Origin of the sequence: Bacillus sp. es.034 (assembly GCF_002563655.1) — a bacterium.
In the GTDB taxonomy this organism is placed as follows: Bacteria; Bacillota; Bacilli; order Bacillales; family Bacillaceae_B; genus Rossellomorea.
On record NZ_PDIY01000001.1, the window covers coordinates 2863913 to 2880714 of the forward strand.

Annotated in this window: 13 protein-coding genes, 1 pseudogene and 2 riboswitches; of the genes and pseudogenes, 9 read left to right on the forward strand and 5 right to left on the reverse strand. The window is 42.4% G+C overall.

Translation table 11 applies throughout. The features are described 5' to 3' along the window. Positions 1–66: 66 nt before the first annotated feature. Positions 67–495 carry a DUF4395 domain-containing protein gene (locus ATG71_RS14675; RefSeq protein ID WP_098440217.1) on the forward strand — a complete coding sequence of 143 codons (429 nt, stop codon included), beginning with the start codon at positions 67–69 and terminating at the stop codon, positions 493–495. 424 nt (positions 496–919) lie between these two features. Next, positions 920–2851, forward strand: a pseudogene (locus ATG71_RS14680) (endonuclease MutS2). 62 nt (positions 2852–2913) lie between these two features. Here the strand turns inward: ATG71_RS14680 and ATG71_RS14685 are convergent. Further along, positions 2914–3642, reverse strand: a complete 729-nt coding sequence (locus ATG71_RS14685) for a ZIP family metal transporter (protein WP_098440218.1) — start codon at positions 3640–3642, stop codon at positions 2914–2916. A gap of 137 nt (positions 3643–3779) precedes the next feature. On the opposite strand from ATG71_RS14685, the gene ATG71_RS14690 reads away from it, so the two are divergent. Together ATG71_RS14690 and ATG71_RS14695 are read left to right on the forward strand one after the other, a co-directional pair. After that, a complete protein-coding gene (locus ATG71_RS14690; protein WP_098440219.1) occupies positions 3780–4304 on the forward strand; it encodes a YhcN/YlaJ family sporulation lipoprotein in 525 nt (174 codons plus the stop codon). A 109-nt stretch (positions 4305–4413) separates the two neighbouring features. Next, positions 4414–5634 carry an MFS transporter gene (locus ATG71_RS14695; RefSeq protein WP_098441848.1) on the forward strand — a complete coding sequence of 407 codons (1221 nt, stop codon included), beginning with the start codon at positions 4414–4416 and terminating at the stop codon, positions 5632–5634. 43 nt (positions 5635–5677) lie between these two features. Here the strand turns inward: ATG71_RS14695 and ATG71_RS14700 are convergent, their stop codons facing one another. Beyond that, the gene (locus ATG71_RS14700; protein WP_098440220.1) at positions 5678–6970 is read right to left on the reverse strand and encodes an NCS2 family permease; all 1293 of its coding nucleotides are present in this window, start codon (positions 6968–6970) and stop codon (positions 5678–5680) included. Between the two features lie 81 nt (positions 6971–7051). Next, positions 7052–7152: riboswitch (purine riboswitch) on the reverse strand. Between the two features lie 215 nt (positions 7153–7367). Here ATG71_RS14700 and ATG71_RS14705 point away from each other — a divergent pair. After that, positions 7368–8225 carry a CvfB family protein gene (locus ATG71_RS14705; protein ID WP_098440221.1) on the forward strand — a complete coding sequence of 286 codons (858 nt, stop codon included), beginning with the start codon at positions 7368–7370 and terminating at the stop codon, positions 8223–8225. A 53-nt stretch (positions 8226–8278) separates the two neighbouring features. On the opposite strand, the gene ATG71_RS14710 is transcribed toward ATG71_RS14705, so the two are convergent. After that, entirely contained in the window at positions 8279–9499 is a 1221-nt protein-coding gene (locus tag ATG71_RS14710; RefSeq protein ID WP_098440222.1) for an MFS transporter, read from the reverse strand. Between the two features lie 226 nt (positions 9500–9725). On the opposite strand from ATG71_RS14710, the gene ATG71_RS14715 reads away from it, so the two are divergent. Continuing rightward, entirely contained in the window at positions 9726–10787 is a 1062-nt protein-coding gene (locus ATG71_RS14715; RefSeq protein ID WP_098440223.1) for a C45 family autoproteolytic acyltransferase/hydrolase, read from the forward strand. A gap of 181 nt (positions 10788–10968) precedes the next feature. On the opposite strand, the gene ATG71_RS14720 is transcribed toward ATG71_RS14715, so the two are convergent. Both ATG71_RS14720 and msrA read right to left on the reverse strand, forming a co-directional pair. Then, entirely contained in the window at positions 10969–12084 is a 1116-nt protein-coding gene (locus ATG71_RS14720) for a glycosyltransferase family 2 protein (protein ID WP_098440224.1), read from the reverse strand. Between the two features lie 174 nt (positions 12085–12258). Then, positions 12259–12789 (reverse strand): peptide-methionine (S)-S-oxide reductase MsrA, encoded by a 531-nt coding sequence (msrA, locus tag ATG71_RS14725; protein WP_098440225.1) that lies wholly within the window; start codon positions 12787–12789, stop codon positions 12259–12261. A gap of 214 nt (positions 12790–13003) precedes the next feature. Next, a riboswitch (cobalamin riboswitch) is annotated at positions 13004–13202 on the forward strand. Between the two features lie 139 nt (positions 13203–13341). Between msrA and ATG71_RS14730 the strand changes: the two genes are divergently transcribed. Genes ATG71_RS14730 through ATG71_RS14740 form a run of 3 tightly spaced genes read left to right on the forward strand, consistent with a single transcriptional unit; the run spans position 13342 to position 16776 of the window. Then, positions 13342–14307, forward strand: a complete 966-nt coding sequence (locus ATG71_RS14730; protein WP_098440226.1) for an ABC transporter substrate-binding protein — start codon at positions 13342–13344, stop codon at positions 14305–14307. Then, complete coding sequence (locus ATG71_RS14735) at positions 14270–15328, forward strand: FecCD family ABC transporter permease (RefSeq protein ID WP_098440227.1); 1059 nt, start codon at positions 14270–14272, stop codon at positions 15326–15328. The genes ATG71_RS14730 and ATG71_RS14735 overlap by 38 nt, the downstream gene beginning before the upstream one ends. After that, positions 15325–16776 carry an adenosylcobinamide amidohydrolase gene (locus ATG71_RS14740; protein ID WP_098440228.1) on the forward strand — a complete coding sequence of 484 codons (1452 nt, stop codon included), beginning with the start codon at positions 15325–15327 and terminating at the stop codon, positions 16774–16776. The genes ATG71_RS14735 and ATG71_RS14740 overlap by 4 nt, the downstream gene beginning before the upstream one ends. The last annotated feature ends 26 nt before the right edge of the window (positions 16777–16802 follow it).

Genomic DNA, 16802 nt, shown 5'->3' on the forward strand with positions numbered 1-16802 from the left:
GATTTTTTCTTCTCTATGCCATACACTGTAATTACACTAATTCCAATCAGGAAGGTATGAATTAATATGACTACAGCTCCAGCCAATTCGATACCAAAACCATTAGTTCAGTTGAATCAATGGTTCATCGTGTCAACAGTTGCTCTTTCATGGTTGTCCCAAATAGAATTTCTCTTACTGCTTCCGTTCTTAGTCGGAATGTCAGCTTTGCTTTTTAAATATAATCCCGTCATGCAGGCAGGAAAGTTCTTCTTAAAGAAAGAGCCTTCCGCGTATCCACCTGAAGATGCTGAGCAGCAAAGGTTCAACAATATCATTGCAGTCAGCTGTCTGGGCGGATCCATCATAAGTAGCCTGGCAGGATGGGAAATTGGGGTTTATCTCTTTTCAGGAATGGTCTTTGTGGCTGCGTCCGTTGCCCTTGCAGGATTCTGCATAGGATGTTTCATCCGCTTTCAGTGGAAAAAGTTCCAATATAAACGTTCATTACAGTAACCTATTGACAATAGATGGAATGCGTCGTAAACTAATCTTGAATTTAAATAGTGTATACAAAGGGAGTATGTAATATGTTAGGTGTCGTTCTTAACTAACCGTGAAATGAATACGGACATTTTGCAGGCAGTTGCCTTTTAATTCAGGCTGCTGGATCAGCTTATTTAGCTATGCCTTCAAAATGTAGTTAAGAACAATGGTCATAGCATACTCAACCCTTAATCAGGAGAGCTGTGTCTTTGTGCACAGCTCTTTTTTTGTGCATAATTCCGCAGATGAGGACTTTCTTTCACATAGTTGATCTGGAAGCCGTTTGCGATTACACGTGCGCTATTATGATGGAGAGGTTTGTATACGAGTGAAGGAAGACCACGATGGACATTGTTCGTTGTGGTCTATTTTTGTATATTCGGAGGGAAATGGAATGAATGAAAAAACGTTTCAAACACTTGAGTTTAACTCAGTGAAAGAAGAATTAATGGAATTTGCCCTGACGGAAGAAGGTAAAAAGGAATTGTGGAACATTCGTCCTTCCACAAATATCCGTCAAATTGAAATGCGCCTTGATGAGGTGACAGAAGCTGTACACATCTTAAAGAAAAGTGCCAGTGTGCCTATCCACGCATTAGACGGGGTGGAGAACATCATGGGGAATCTGAATAAAGGGGTTCCCCTGAGGCCGGATCAGCTCACAAGTTTATATTATTTTCTCGATGCATGTAAAAAGCTGAAAAAATACATGGACGATAAACAATGGCTCGCACCGAGGGTTTCTTCCTATGTCTATTCAATCGAAGATATTCCTGATCTCGGAGAGGAAATCAACCGATGCATCAGGAATGGCAGAGTCGATGATTATGCGAGTAAAGAATTGTTGAGGATTCGGAAGCAGGCTGGAATCCAGGAAGAACGGTTAAAAGATAAAGTACAATCGATTGTCAAATCGGCAAGGTATAAATCATTTCTTCAAGAAACGATTGTTAGTCAACGGAACGGGCGATATGTCATTCCCATCAAGAAAGAATTCAGGGGGAAGATGAAAGGTGCCGTTCTGGATTCTTCAGCCTCGGGTTCAACCCTGTATATCGAGCCGGAGGAATTGAGCAAACAACAGGACCAGCTCCTTACTTTAAAGCTTGAAGAAGATCATGAAGTTGAAAATATTCTATGGACATTGACCGGCTTGGTGCAAACATACGAGCCACAACTCACACTTGCGGTTGAAACGATGATCCACTATGACGTATTGTTTGCCAAAGCAAAATATAGTCGCGCCTATGATGGGGTGAAGGCTGATGTAAATGAAGAACAGAGGATTCATTTGATCAATGCGGTTCATCCTCTGCTCGGGAAACAGGCAGTCCCGCTAACGATCAAAATGGGGGAGGGATTTCATGCATTGGTCATCACCGGACCTAATACCGGAGGGAAAACCGTAACCATAAAGACGGTTGGGCTCCTTACCCTCATGACCCAATGCGGTTTGCATATTCCTGCAGCCGAGGGCAGTGAAATCAGTATATATCAACAAATACTTCTGGACATCGGGGATGGGCAGAGCCTTCAACAGAACTTGAGTACATTCAGTTCCCATATAAAAAATATTATCAACATATTAAAGGATACAAACGACCGGTCCCTTGTTTTATTGGATGAACTCGGCTCTGGTACAGATCCTATGGAGGGAATGGGTCTTGCCACGGCTATCCTGGATCAATTGTATGAAAAGGGTGCCACACTTATTGCCACTACTCACTATAGTGAGATCAAACATTTTGCAGGGGAGCATGAAGGCTTTATGAATGGCAGTATGGAGTTTAACATCGAAACCTTGCAGCCAACGTATAAACTGATTGTCGGTCAGGGTGGGGACAGTCAGGCATTTTCTATAGCTTTGAAGCTTGGGATGCACCCTGAGATCATTGAAAAAGCACATGAAATCACTTATAAGAAGAAGAAAACCTATAGTCTGGGAGAAATCGACTACAGTGTGAAAAAGGAAATGGAGAAGCAGATCATCGTAAACAAACATAAAAAAAGGAATCACGGAAAAATCCAGAAAGAAACCAGAAGTATCATCTCCTTTGTCATATGAGATAATGTCAAGATCTCTCCGGAAGGAGAATTTGGCATTGTTTATGAAGGTCCTGATGGTATAGGGAATTACATCGTACAGATCAAAGGGGAAAAGAGATCTGTGAGTCATAAACGGCTTCGTCTGTATGTATCCGCCAAGGAATTGTATCCAGAGGATTACGATTTCGATATTATCTTCAACAGCAAAGAAAATCGGAAAAAGGATAAGCTCATGGGGAAACGATTTGTAGAAGGCTTGACCATCGATCATGAGGAATAATCAAAAAAACGTACTCAAGCTTGAACTTGGGTACGTTTTTTTCTGATACATGTTTCAAACACCTATGACATATGTGTCAGCACAAAGGAAAGGATGATTCCCAGGGATGAAAGGAAACCGACAATGGGTCCGCCTTCCTCATATGCTTCCGGCATCATCGTTGAAGAGGCCATAGCAAGCAGCCCCCCGGCCCCGAACGCTCCGATGATGTATGAAGTGCTTTCAGGGGCGTCCTGCAATAAAGCATATCCAAGCAGCGAACTGAGAGAAGAAAGAATGACAACACTTCCCCATAAGTAAAGGATTTTCTTCGTGCTGTAATGATCGAGCTTTAACCCTATACTGCTGGATAAAGATTCAGGCAAGTTACTGATGAATATAGCGATGATGAAAACCCATTGCATGGATTGACTTTCAATAAAACTGACACCGATGATGATGGATTCCGGTATGGCATCCATGATGGTACCAACATATATGGCGAGCCCCGAGTGGCCATGGGGATTCTTCTTCGACCGTTTTCTCTCACTTCCACCTTTTTTAGAAATGAACATTTCAAATAAAGTAAAGATGAGGGCACCCAGAAGGAACATGGAAATGAGGTAAAGCAGGTCCGCTTTTCCTTCTGCTTCACTTAAGAGATCAAAAGTGGCAGATCCGATAATCAGACCTGTACCTAATGCCATAATAAACGCTACCACTTTTTTTGGAATATGAAGAAATATTGCCATAAATGCCCCAATCAAGAGGGAGAGACTGGCTACCCCTCCCCACAAAGCTGCCTGGAACAATGATCCTACCTCCCTAAATCGTTTTCTTTTTCGAGTTTTCCCTAATGTAGTAATGGATTAAACATAAACGTATCCCTTGTATAGATTCAAGAAGCGCTGGGGAAAGTAAGACTGAATAAATTTTAGGAGGCAAAGAAATGAAAAAATATCTATTGATTTCAACTATTGGATTGATGTTAATGATCACTGCTGCCGGTTGCGGCACAAGCAATAACATGAACGAAGAAGGACAGCAGATGAACAACCGTAACCTGGAGAGAGTGAACTACAAGAATGATCAGGCGAACCGTGATTATGTGAATAATGTGAATGACGGGATGATGAGAGAAAATTACTCTCTTGCTGACAGAGAAGCGAAGAAAGTGGCAGAACTTAAAGAAGTGAAGAGTGCTTATGTTCTGACGACTGATCAGAATGCATACGTTGCTGCTGTATTAGAAAACCATAAGAATGGGAACGTTTCAAAGGAATTGGAAAAGAAAATCTCAGATCAAGTGAAAAAAGAAAATGGCAGCATCAATAATGTGTATGTGTCAACAAATCCTGATTTCGTAGACCGTATGAGAGGGTATGCCGATAAAGCCAGAAACGGGAAACCGATTGAAGGATTTGGCGAAGAAATAGCGGATATGGTAAAACGGGTATTCCCGAACAGAGGATAATGCTTCATTGAAAAAAGTCGAAATACGTTTCGGCTTTTTTTATTTACCCATAGGAAATGTTCGAATTATTCAGTATACTATTTAGAGTGACGAAATAATGAAGGGAGAGATGGACGTGGCACAAACGGCAACCAAAACGGCAGTGAATCCTACTATATATGGAATACTATTAGCCATCAGTTCTGGTCATTTTATCAATGACACCCTCCAGGCTGTCGTACCGGCTATGTTCCCGATCATTGAGAAGTCATTGGGGCTTAGTTATATGCAAATCGGATGGATTGCCTTCTCGCTCAATATGACGTCTTCTTTATTACAGCCGGTCTTCGGATTTTATGCCGATATACGTTCAAAGCCGTACTTACTTCCATTGGGGATGTTGTCCAGCTTGGCAGGGTTGATCGGTTTTGCTCTATCCGGTCACTTCATATGGATCATCATTTCTGTATTATTCATCGGATTCGGTTCTGCCATTTTTCATCCTGAAGGATCAAGAGTGGCTTATATGGCTGCCGGAAATCGGAGGGGACTGGCTCAGTCGATCTATCAGGTGGGTGGAAATACCGGCCAGGCGCTTGCCCCGTTGATCACTGCCTTTGTCTTTGTCCCTTTTGGTCAAATAGGAGCCTTATGGTTTACGATCGTGGCTATTATTGGGGTCGTTGTCTTGTTCCGTGTTTCAAAATGGTATTCACATCAGTTACGTTTCAATGAAATGAACAGGAGAAAAAAGAGTAAAGATGGGAAAAAAACACCCATTAACCCGAAAATTAAGTGGGCGATGGTGTTTGTTGTATTTCTCGTGTTTGCAAGATCATGGTACGGAGCAGGTTTATCAAATTATTATCAATTTTATTTGATTGAAGACTATGGTCTTACCATTAAAAAAGCCCAGGCATACATATTTGCTTTTATGTTTGCAGGAGTCTTGGGAACCTTCATGGGTGGGCCCCTTGCCGATCGTTTCGGAAAGAGGAACATCATCTTCTTTTCTATGCTCGGGGCCGCACCTCTGACCCTTGCATTACCTTATTTACCGCTATCCATTGTCCTTCCGTTCATTTTTTGCATCGGTTTTATTTTATCGTCAAGTTTCAGTGTCATCGTGGTGTATGCCCAAGAACTAATGCCAAGGAAAATCGGCATGGTGTCCGGTTTGACCGTTGGTTTGGCATTCGGCATGGGTGCTGTCGGAGCAGTCATCTTTGGAGGACTGGCCGATCTTTACACCATCCGATTCGTCATGATCCTATGCAGCTTCCTTCCTCTACTCGGGATGATGACATTCTTCCTCCCCTCAGACGAAGCAGTAAGAAACTTCCACAAATAACAAAAGAGGTGATCCCGTCCAAACGGAATCACCTCTTCGTTTTTTAAGAAAATGCAAAGTATATAATGAATAGCCCACAAAGGATGTACATGATGGGATGAACTTCTTTCCACTTTTTCAATGAAATCATCGCAAATGGATAAAGAATGAAACCTAATGCGATCCCCGTTGCAACACTGAAGGTTAAAGGCATCATAATAATCGTCACAAAAGAAGGAATGACCACTTCAAGTCGATTCCAATTGATATGTCTGACTTCCGTAGCCATCAATGCACCGACAATGATAAGTGCAGGGGCAGTCACTTCTGGAGTGATGACCGATAAGATGGGGGAAAAGAAAAGGGCGACGGAGAAACAGATGGCAATCACGATAGACGTGAATCCGGTTCTTCCCCCGACCGCCACTCCGGCAGAGGACTCTACAAATGATGCCGTTGTTGAGGTCCCGAATATCGCTCCGGCCACTCCCGATGCAGAGTCAGCCAGGAGAGCCCGGCCAGCGTTCGGGATCTGATTATCCTTCATGATCCCTGCTTGACTGGCCACCGCAATCAAGGCACCTGCCGTATCAAAGAAAGCAACAAATAAAAACGTAAAGATGACCGCCATGATTTCAAGAGTGAAAATATCCCCTAAATGGTTGAATACCACTCCGAATGTCGGCTCGAGACTAGGGACACTTCCAACAATGGAGTGAGGCACGGAAATTTGACCCGCGACCATCCCGATGATGGTCGTTGCAACCATTCCATAGAATATCCCGCCTTTAATTCCCTTTACTAACATCATCAGGGTAATGATAAAACCAAACACAGCAAGAAGTGTCGGGGGGGAAGAAAGGTTCCCGATCGATACAAATGTTTCAGGGTTGGCAACGACGACTCCTGCGTTTTTAAAACCGATGAATGCCACGAAAAATCCGATGCCGCCGGCAATGGCGAATTTTAAATCCTGAGGGATGACATTGATGATTTTTTCACGGATCTTCATCACACTTAAAATCATAAAGATGATGCCAGCAATAAATACTCCTGTCAGGGCGATTTCCCAGTCCACTCCCATACCGATGCATACCGAAAAGGTAAAGAATGAGTTTAGACCCATGCTGGGGGCGATCCCGATCGGAAAGTTTGCAAGTAGACCGATTAACAGGGATCCAACAATCGCTGACAGGGCGGTGGCTGTAAATAGTGCCCCTTTATCCATTCCGGCCTGACTCAGGATGATGGGGTTCACAACAAGAATATAAGCCATTGATAGGAAAGTCGTGACACCTGCTAACGTTTCTCTTCTATAATTTGTCCCTCTTTCAGCAAATTGAAAGAATGTTTTCATACTTAACCCTCCGTGTAGATAAAATAAAAAAACTCCGGTGACAGAATCAACCAGAGTATATCTACAGGATAAAATAATTCCATTGGTCTTACTTTATCTTGTAGACAAGCCATTTAAGGTAGCTGGTAGAAACGTTCAAGCCATATTCTTGAACTTATACAAGGTGCATATATGTTTGTTATAATTGAATTAGGAGAATCATAACAACTGACTATCATCCGGTCAATGGAACCGGTAAAAGTTCGTGAATTCACTATTTTCTAAATTGATGATTTATTATTAAAAACGGCATACGCCCTATACATCATTCCTGAAAAAAGCTATATTTAGTGAATACAAACAATGAGTAGAGAAAACGTAAGTGAATACGTGAATGAATATTGGAGGAATAAATATAATGTCTTCTTTAAAACCAGGTACAGTAGAGGATTTATACGTTGATCATGAAGTGCCATACGGTTTCTTTCTAACGAATGATATCGATCGTGTACTTCTGCATCACTCTGAAATAACAGAAGAAATCCAAGAGGGAGATACAGTGAAGGTATTTCTTTATCATGATAAAGACGTACGCTTGACAGCGACCATGCGAATCCCTAAGGTGCAAGTCGGTGCATATGGTTGGGCAGAAGTAGTGGATAAAAGGGAAGATTTAGGCGTATTTGTGAATATTGGGTTGCCTAAGGATATTTTGGTCTCATCAGATGATCTTCCGAAATTTCAGGAGCTTTGGCCGAACGCTGGCGATCAGCTGTTCCTTACCTTAAACCGTGATAAGCAAGACCGTTTATACGGAAGATTGGCCACTGAAAATATCATTGAACAGGTGTCAAGAAGAGCTTCCGCTGAAATGATGAATGCTAAAGTTCAAGGTCGGGTGTATCGACTTCTGAGAGTAGGAACCTTCTTCTTATCTGAACAAGGATATCGCTGCTTCGTTCACATGAATGAGCGTAAAGCGGAGCCGAGACTCGGGGAACTCGTTGAAGGCAGAGTCATCGACGTGAAGGATGACGGAAACCTGAATGTTTCGTTCTTACCTTTGAAGCAGGATAAAATGCAGGATGATTCTGAAGTCATCCTTGAGTATCTGGCAGTTCGGAACGGTGCGATACCATTTTGGGATAAGAGTCAGCCCGAGGAAATCAAAGATCGTTTCAATATGAGTAAAGCGGCTTTTAAAAGGGCGCTGGGAAAATTGATGAAAGAAGATAAAGTGTATCAAGAAGAGGGCTGGACGTATCTTAAGAAATAATTGATTTCTACAAGAAGAAAGAGTGCTGACAGATTGTCAGCACTCTTTTACATTTAAAGGGAAGCGCTTTGTTTAATCTTATGACTTTCCTTCGTTTTGACAGGTCTGATCGGTAAAAGGGTTCCAATCAGTGCGATAATGGCACATCCAATGAGTACATATGAATAGCCATTCAAAGCAATCGTAGAGAGCACTCCGAACACAACAAGGTCCAAGCCTGAATCCATAATGGAAAGCAAGGAGATGGTCGTTGCCCTGACCCCGGACGGAATTAAGTCATTGCTTAATTGTGAATAAATCGGATAACGGATTGCCCGGACAAGTCTTAATAAGAAAAATGAACCTAAAACAATCCATAAAGAAGACCCGAACAAGCCGGATATGAGTAACCCCGCTGCCGCTGATAAACCTGAAATATTCATGAGCATCACCCTGGAATAACGTGCTGTCATCCAACCGATTGAATTTGATGCAATATAGCCAAGAATGGCAGAAATTGCATAAAAGACTCCAATCAAGTATACGGGCACCCCAGCATCCTGTAAAAGCGGTTGATCAAAGTATTGGTAAACGGCCCCGGCTGGAATGAAGACCAATGTTACGTTTAAAAACATTAATAATAAATGGGGTGCCTGGCGTATTACCCTGATACCACTCTTAATTTGGGAAAAAGAATTTTCTTTCTGAAATGAATCAACTGACGGCTGCTTGACTGAAAGGATTAAGAATAGTTCTATTAAGTGAAAGACTAAACCCAGTAAGATGAGCAGAGTGAATTGACTATCCGCCAGATCCCTCGCCAAATAGGAACCGAAAAGGACGGCTATCAGCATACTGATAAACGAGGCTGATTGAATCCTTCCCATGGCATGGTCCATTCTATTTTCTTCATTTGATTCTTTGAGTGAATCATAGATTAACGCTTCATCGGCTCCGGAAAAAAAGGTTACACTGAATCCATTGATGAAGCTGTATAAGAAGAACATCCAAGGTTCATAGGCGAATAAAAGCAAGGTGATACTAAGGAACTTAAGGAAAGAACCGAATAGAAAAGAATATTTGGCACCAAACCGATCTGCAAATATTCCAGTCGGTACCTCCCCGAGTAATACGGCACCGCTCCAGAACATGAGCACAATTAAAATATCAGAAGAGGTTAAGCCTCTTTCGAAATAGAATAACGTTAATACGGGTTGAAGAAAACTGATCGTACCAAAAAAAGAAATCCAAAAAAGCACCCGGATGTTATGGGCTGCAAGTGTTTGTTTTGTCATGATTTGTCTCCCGCTTCCTGTGTTTTAATATTATCCGGAAGAAGGAGCGTCGTTTTGTTAATTCAGAACGTTCACTCCTTCTTGAAATAGTGAAAGTGTTTTGAATGTTTTTTGCATGATATTTCCTCCTCGTGTTTTATGAATCAAGTGTAGCATAAGAAGGAGAAAAAGAAGAAGATGTTTTTATTCGACATTATCCTTTATGCGCAGAAAGGGGCGCGGCCCAATGAAAGAGGTTGTTGTAGACGTATTGCAGTCCAGAGGGACCTATTATGAGATTGGTGTTCAATTGGGACATAAACTCCGGAAGTCGCCACTCTATTCCCATCATCAAAAGAGACGTATGAAGTCATTGAGAGATTACAATGTAAAGCTGGATGAAGTCGAGGGACTACTCCGGCATTTTGCACCCGGATTATGGGATGAATTAAGTGGACTATCCTATGGTTTAGAGTGGTCATTGGAAGATACCATACATGAATATTCGGGATTTCAACAGGAATGGAAGGAGTCCGGTTGTTCGTCTTTGGCCAAAGACGGTATATACGTGAGGAATTATGATTATCACCCGAAAACATATGAAGGCAGGCTTTTACTTGTGAAGCCTGAGGGAGGATATGCATCTATCGGATTTTCAGGAAGGGGAATCGGACGGATTGACGGGTTGAACGAAAAAGGATTGGCAGTTGGTTTTCATTTCGTGAATCGAATAAAGCCGGGAGAAGGATTCATATGCACCACAATCGCCCGCATCCTCCTGGACACATGTAAGAATACAGACGAGGCCATCGAAGTGTTGCGCAGGCTGCCTCACCGACACAGTTTCAACTATTCATTATATGATCATAGTGGCAAGGCTGCTGTGGTAGAAGCTTCCCCAAGGGGAATAGGGGTGTATCACCATTCAACCTTAAGTTGTACCAACCATTTTCAGATGAATCATATGAAAAAGGATAACCGACATTATTTAAAGGACTCTCAAAAAAGGCTGGACCTGTTACATTCAGTACAGAAAAAGGAATTAACCATGGATGGGGCATTCAAACTGTTTAACCGGGGAGACAGCCCGGTGTTCAAGAAAGCGTATGATGCTTGGGCAGGGACGATTCATACATGTGTCTTTCAATGTAAATCACTGAGATGCTTAATCGGCTTCGGGGAAAGTTCCGATGGATTGGTGGTGGACTTTCGGGAATGGATAAGGGGAAGAGATCTTCCCGTCCGGAAAATTTCAGGGAAGTTCGATACAAATGAGCCGTTCTTATTTATGAAAGAAGTGAAGGAATAAGGGGAGGAACCGAGCAAATCAAGGGATTAACGGCTTATCATTGTGGAGGACTTCCTCGGTTCTTATTAATAAAATGTGCATATTCATAAAAATGTATGTATGATTTGTAACATTCTTAGAAATGTAGTGACTTGTCAGGTGGTGCGGGTTTATGTTTATGATGTGATATTCACGAACAGGATCATTTCATCTTCTCGTCCTTTCCTTTCTCTATATATACATAACGATCTTTCCAAGTGGTCCTTTTCCTGAAAAAGGTATTCAAAAATGAATGAAGAAAGGTCGCTAGGAAAAACAGGATATGAACCGGAAATAATAATGTCTCGAACACGCTGAAATTACCGATCCTTCTTATTAAGAAATAGAAATAACCCCCTAATAGGAAGTATTGGATTATGAATAAATAGGGATGTTCCCAAATCATTTCCGGTGAGTGAATGACCAGCGTAATAAGCGAAGCCATCCACAAAGAAGAAAGCCCCAAGAGTAGGATGTTTGTCGACTTAGCTCCTGAAGCGAAGCTCTTTGACCACCCGTGGAATAAATCTCCTATTCCTTCCCCATACATCCTCATGGAAATGGCATTCCTGCCACTTACCGCTTCTACCGATTCCCCGCATTTCTTCGCCCATTGACTCAAGGCAAAATGTTCCACCATTTCCCCTTTAATGGCTTCATGTCCTCCGACTCGCTTATAAACGGCCCTCGAACATAAGAAAAATTGCCCAAAACCGCCTGAAGGCGTGCACAACCATGAAAAGAGATGGGTGATACTGGTTGAAGCAAACACCATTAAATGAAACAGCATAGAGAATGTTTCATAAAAGGATTCCATTATATGAAACGGATGAATGGTCAATACTCCTTGACATTGTTGCATTTTATACGTTTCGCATATCTTTAACAGACCTGCTTGTTCGAACCAGGTATCACTATCCACAAACAATAGGAATTCTCCTGTAGACTCTTTCGCTCCATTCCAGCATGCCCATGATTTCCCGTTCCATCCATTTGGCAGAGGGGGTGCATCAATTACAATTGCACCCTCGTTTAAGGCTATAGCCTTCGTTTGATCTGTTGATCCATCATTTACAACAATGACTTCCAATGGCTGTATGAACTGCATCCGAATACTGGATAAAAGCCTCCCAATTGTCTTTTCTTCATTTCTTGCAGGAATGATGATGGAACATTTCTTGACCAGATAACTATTCCGTACATGAACGGAATTCTTCACGGTCGGAATTCTCGTAAAAAGGAAAATGGTGAGGCCCAATGCGATAATCCAGAAATACATCTGTTTTCACCTTCTTTGACAAAATTCTGCTGTATCGCCATTCTAACCATAATATTTACCCGTGATACGCCAAGGCAAAAAATCCATCGCCAACTATTATGAAAAATATCGGTTCTAAAATCAAAAAAACTCCTTTCTAGCCATTAGTTTGGCGAAAGAAGTTTTTTCATGCCACTATTTGTTTTTCCAATGTCCATCTATGAATTCATCGCGCCCAGACTTTGCTCGATCTTGTTTGTATTCCTCCGGATTCGTTTTGTAGAATTTTTGATGATAGTCTTCTGCCGGATAAAAAGTTGAGGCAGGAAGGATTTTGGTGACGATCGGCTTTTTGAATCGCCCGCTTTCTTCTATCGTGTTTTTTGACTCCTCAGCCAATTGTTTCTGGTGTTCATTGTGATAGAAGATAGCTGTTCGATACTGTTCACCGCGATCGTGGAATTGACCACCGTCATCAGTCGGGTCGATCTGGGGCCAGTATAACTCCAATAGCCTTTCATAAGGAAACAGAGCGGGATCATATGTGATCTGGATCACTTCATAATGTCCGCTGCCACCGGCTTTAATATCCTCATATGAAGGATTTTCAAGGTGACCTCCAGAATATCCCGATACGACATCAATAATCCCTGGCAGCTCATCGAACGGCTTTACCATGCACCAAAAACACCCGCCTGCAAAGGTAGCGACTTCTCTATCATTCATTTAGCAAACCTCCTATACCATATGTACTTCTCTAAAGCAGTAAAGCGATAGCTTGAACAGATTCTACCACGAAAGCTAAAAAGGAACAATCAAAATAGCTTGTTCAGCTGTACCGACTTTACGTTTAATCTTTTTCTACAATTTTCAACAAATTCATTAAAATTCATTTCCTAACCAATGGAATTTGTGTATAATTCTTTTGAACGGAACAATTTCATACGTTACGAAATCAGGTGAAGTGTAAGATGTGATTCTTCTTAGCTTCTTAATAGGGAAGTTGGTGTAATTCCAACGCGGTCCCGCCACTGTAAATGGTAGTGAGCTGAAATTTTACCACTGTGCAAACGAGTACGGGAAGGTATCAGCATACTATGACCATGAGCCAGGAGACCTGCCTGATTTTAAACGCACCAATTCTACGCGGATAGAAAGGTGTAATATGCATGGTTCACTGAATATAAACCTATATATGCATCTTACACAACATCTCTAGTCCACTGGAGATGTTTTTTTGTCTGTCAAAAAAATGTTAATCAACAGGGGGAATAAGAAATGAAACACACAGTAAAAGCCTTACTTGCATTGTTAGTAGTCATCGGATTCCTGACAGCATGCGGAACGAATGACGGGGAACAAACGAAGAAAAAGGAAACAGCAGAAGTAAACCAAAATGAATCCGGGTATCCTTTATCATTGACTGACGCGCTTGATAATAAAGTCACCTTGGAAGAACAACCTAAACATATCGTTTCGTTAATTCCCAGTAATACGGAGATTTTATTCGAGCTTGGGCTCAATAAGGAAATAGTCGGGGTGTCAGACTTTGATAACTTCCCGAAAGAAGCTGCCGATAAAGAGAAGATCGGTGGAATGGAGTTTAACGTAGAGAAAATCGTCAGCTTAGAGCCGGACCTGGTCCTGGCACATGAATCCACAGCAAAGTCAGCAGAAGAAGGGTTGAATCAACTGAAAGATGCAGGGGTGAACGTATTCATCGTTCAAGACGCTAAAAGCTTTGAAGAAGTATACGGTACAATTCAGGATATCGGGACACTTGTCGGTAAGAAAGATGAAGCGGATTCCGTTGTTTCTGAAATGAAATCGGATTTGAATTCCATTCAGGAAAAAGCAAGTGAAGTAACGGAAAAGAAAAGGGTTTATGTAGAAGTCTCACCTTCACCTGATATTTATTCTACAGGGAAGAATACATTCATCGATCAAATGCTTTCAATGGTCAATGCTGAAAATGTCATGAGCGAGCAGGAAGGCTGGGTACAGGTGAACCAGGAAGCAGTCATCTCGTCTAACCCTGACGTGATCATCACTACATATGGTTATTACAGTGAAGATCCGAAAGAACAGATATTAGGAAGAAAAGGATGGGAAGATGTGACGGCAGTAAAGAATGGGGATGTTCACGATGTCCATTCTGATTTAGTCACACGGACAGGTCCAAGATTGGTTGAAGGAGTAGAGGAAATTGCAAAGTCGATCTATCCAGAGGTATTTGCAGAATAAGATAGGGATCACATACGGGTTGGCAGGGCTATTTATACTAACAGCGGTGCTTGCAGGTGTTTCGATCGGTACGATATCGATTCCACCGATGGATATCCTATACATCCTCGGTTATAAGTGGTTCGGTTTTCAAATGCCTGATACGGTTAATCCCATGTTTGTGAACATCGTCTATACGATCCGGCTTCCAAGAGTATTGTTAGCTCTATTGGTCGGAAGCTCATTAGCCATTGCAGGGGCTTCTTTCCAAGGGCTGTTACGCAATCCTCTGGCTGATCCCTATACATTGGGAGTGTCCTCAGGTGCATCGGTCGGGGCGGTCATCACCTTATTTTTCCATTGGAGCATCCCTTTCATCGGGAAGTTTACGCTCCCCTTTTTCAGTATTGTTTGTTCGATCATCACCGTATTTCTCGTATTATGGTTCGCACAAAAGGTTGAAAGGACCATGAAGGTCGAAACCATTATATTGACAGGAATCATCTTCAGCTCGTTTCTGGGCTCGGTGATTTCCTTGATGATCGCACTCACAGGTGAGGAACTCAGGCAGATCATCGGCTGGCTTCTTGGAAGTGTATCCATGAGAGGGTGGGATTACATTGCGATCATCTTACCTTTCTTCCTTATTGGGGTAGTGCTGCTCATACTTAACAGCAAGGAATTGAACGGCATGAGCTTCGGAGAGGAACAGGCCCGTCATATCGGTATCTCGGTTCAAAAAAGGAAGCTGATCATTTTGATTGCCGGAAGCATCCTGACGGGGGCAGCGGTAGCCGTGTCCGGAACGATCGGATTTGTCGGCCTTGTGGTCCCTCATTTTCTGCGAAGAATGATTGGACATGATCACAAGCACCTTCTTCCCCTATCAATCCTTGTAGGTGGAGGATTTCTCGTTCTCGCAGACCTGCTTTCCAGAACGATTATCGCTCCGACCGAACTTCCGATTGGAGTGATCACCGCCTTGATCGGCGCACCGATGTTTGCATATATTCTTTTAAAGAAAAGGGGTCTTTCAACATGATCGATGTAAACGGGGTGTCAGTGGGATACGGCGATCAAAAAATCGTGGAAGACATGAATTTTCATATTGACAAGGGAGAGTTCTTTGGAATACTTGGCCCAAATGGAAGTGGTAAAACGACGTTACTGAAAGCCATGACGGGTCTACTTCCTTTAATGGATGGAGTCATTACATTGAAGGGAAAGCCACTTCATCAGTTTTCTTCAAGAGAACTGGCTACCCATGTCGCGGTATTACCTCAGATATCGACTGAAGCATTTTCATATCAAGTGAGGGAGACGGTGCTGCTTGGAAGATATGCTCACCAGAAAGGTTTCTTTAAGGGTACGACCGACCGGGACAAAGAGATGGTGGATAAAGTGATGGAGCAGACGGGGATTTCTGCGTTTCAGAACCGATACCTTCATGAATTGTCAGGTGGTGAGCGACAACGGGTGTTCCTGGCACAGGCTCTAGCCCAGGAACCGCACATCCTCCTCCTGGATGAGCCCACTAATCATCTCGATCTTTCCTACCAGAAGTCATTATTGGATTTGATTAAAAGTCAAACTGATCAGGGGACATTAACGGTCGTCGCTATTTTTCACGATTTGAATTTGGCGAGCCTGTATTGTGATCGTTTACTCCTACTGGACCAGGGCACAATGAAACTTCTCCATCATCCGGAAGAAGTGTTGAAAGAAGAACATATTGAAGAAGTATATCAAACAAAGGTTCAGAAACAGGCTCATCCATTGGTGGCCAAACCCCAGATGGTGATTGTACCAGAAGGATCCCAGACTGAAAATCTGGTTTTAGATGAAAGATATATGACATTGACTGAAGAATGCATCCTTTATTCTGCACCATTCCCATTGAAGTGTATGTCTTCAGGTATTATCGGAGCGGGAATTGGTTGGTACTCTCACTTCATGAACCGTCGGGTACCCGTTGATTATGACTGCAGGGATTACAAACAAGATATGAAGGAGTTTCTCATTACGAAAGAACTGGATCCGTCTTTATCTGTCGGTATGATGACGGCTCTGGATTTGTCTAACATGATATGCGAGCGTTTTGAGATGAAGGGGAAATCGGTTTTCGTCGTCGTGACCGCCGGAGTTGGAAATGCCATGGATGTATCAACGAGCTTTCAATATGATATTGATTCTAAACCGGGTACGATCAATACCTGGGTTTTCATTAATGGGAATTTATCTGATGAGGCCTATATCGAAGCCCTCGTCACTTCCACGGAGGCAAAGGTGAAAGCACTGAATGATATGGAAGTAAGGGACAAAAGAAACGGAAACTTTGCAACCGGAACGCCTACAGACAGCATTCTGATTGCTTCCAGTCAAAAAGGGGAGCTCGAACCATTTGCAGGACCGATCACTCCGATAGGTAAGTTAATCGGTAAAGGAGTCTATGAAGTAACAAAAAAAGCCATCCAACGTTATTTGGGTTAAAAAGAGGACTTTCATAGTAAGGAGGC

Bases quoted from the DNA above. Each gene is read 5' to 3' on its own strand.
- ATG71_RS14675 (WP_098440217.1), top strand. From the start codon at position 67: ATGACTACAGCTCCAGCCAATTCGATACCAAAACCATTAGTTCAGTTG.
- ATG71_RS14690 (WP_098440219.1), top strand. From the start codon at position 3,780: ATGAAAAAATATCTATTGATTTCAACTATTGGATTGATGTTAATGATC.
- ATG71_RS14695 (WP_098441848.1), top strand. From the start codon at position 4,414: ATGGACGTGGCACAAACGGCAACCAAAACGGCAGTGAATCCTACTATA.
- ATG71_RS14700 (WP_098440220.1), bottom strand. From the start codon at position 6,970: ATGAAAACATTCTTTCAATTTGCTGAAAGAGGGACAAATTATAGAAGA.
- ATG71_RS14705 (WP_098440221.1), top strand. From the start codon at position 7,368: ATGTCTTCTTTAAAACCAGGTACAGTAGAGGATTTATACGTTGATCAT.
- ATG71_RS14710 (WP_098440222.1), bottom strand. From the start codon at position 9,499: ATGACAAAACAAACACTTGCAGCCCATAACATCCGGGTGCTTTTTTGG.
- ATG71_RS14715 (WP_098440223.1), top strand. From the start codon at position 9,726: ATGAAAGAGGTTGTTGTAGACGTATTGCAGTCCAGAGGGACCTATTAT.
- ATG71_RS14720 (WP_098440224.1), bottom strand. From the start codon at position 12,084: ATGTATTTCTGGATTATCGCATTGGGCCTCACCATTTTCCTTTTTACG.
- msrA (WP_098440225.1), bottom strand. From the start codon at position 12,789: ATGAATGATAGAGAAGTCGCTACCTTTGCAGGCGGGTGTTTTTGGTGC.
- ATG71_RS14730 (WP_098440226.1), top strand. From the start codon at position 13,342: ATGAAACACACAGTAAAAGCCTTACTTGCATTGTTAGTAGTCATCGGA.
- ATG71_RS14740 (WP_098440228.1), top strand. From the start codon at position 15,325: ATGATCGATGTAAACGGGGTGTCAGTGGGATACGGCGATCAAAAAATC.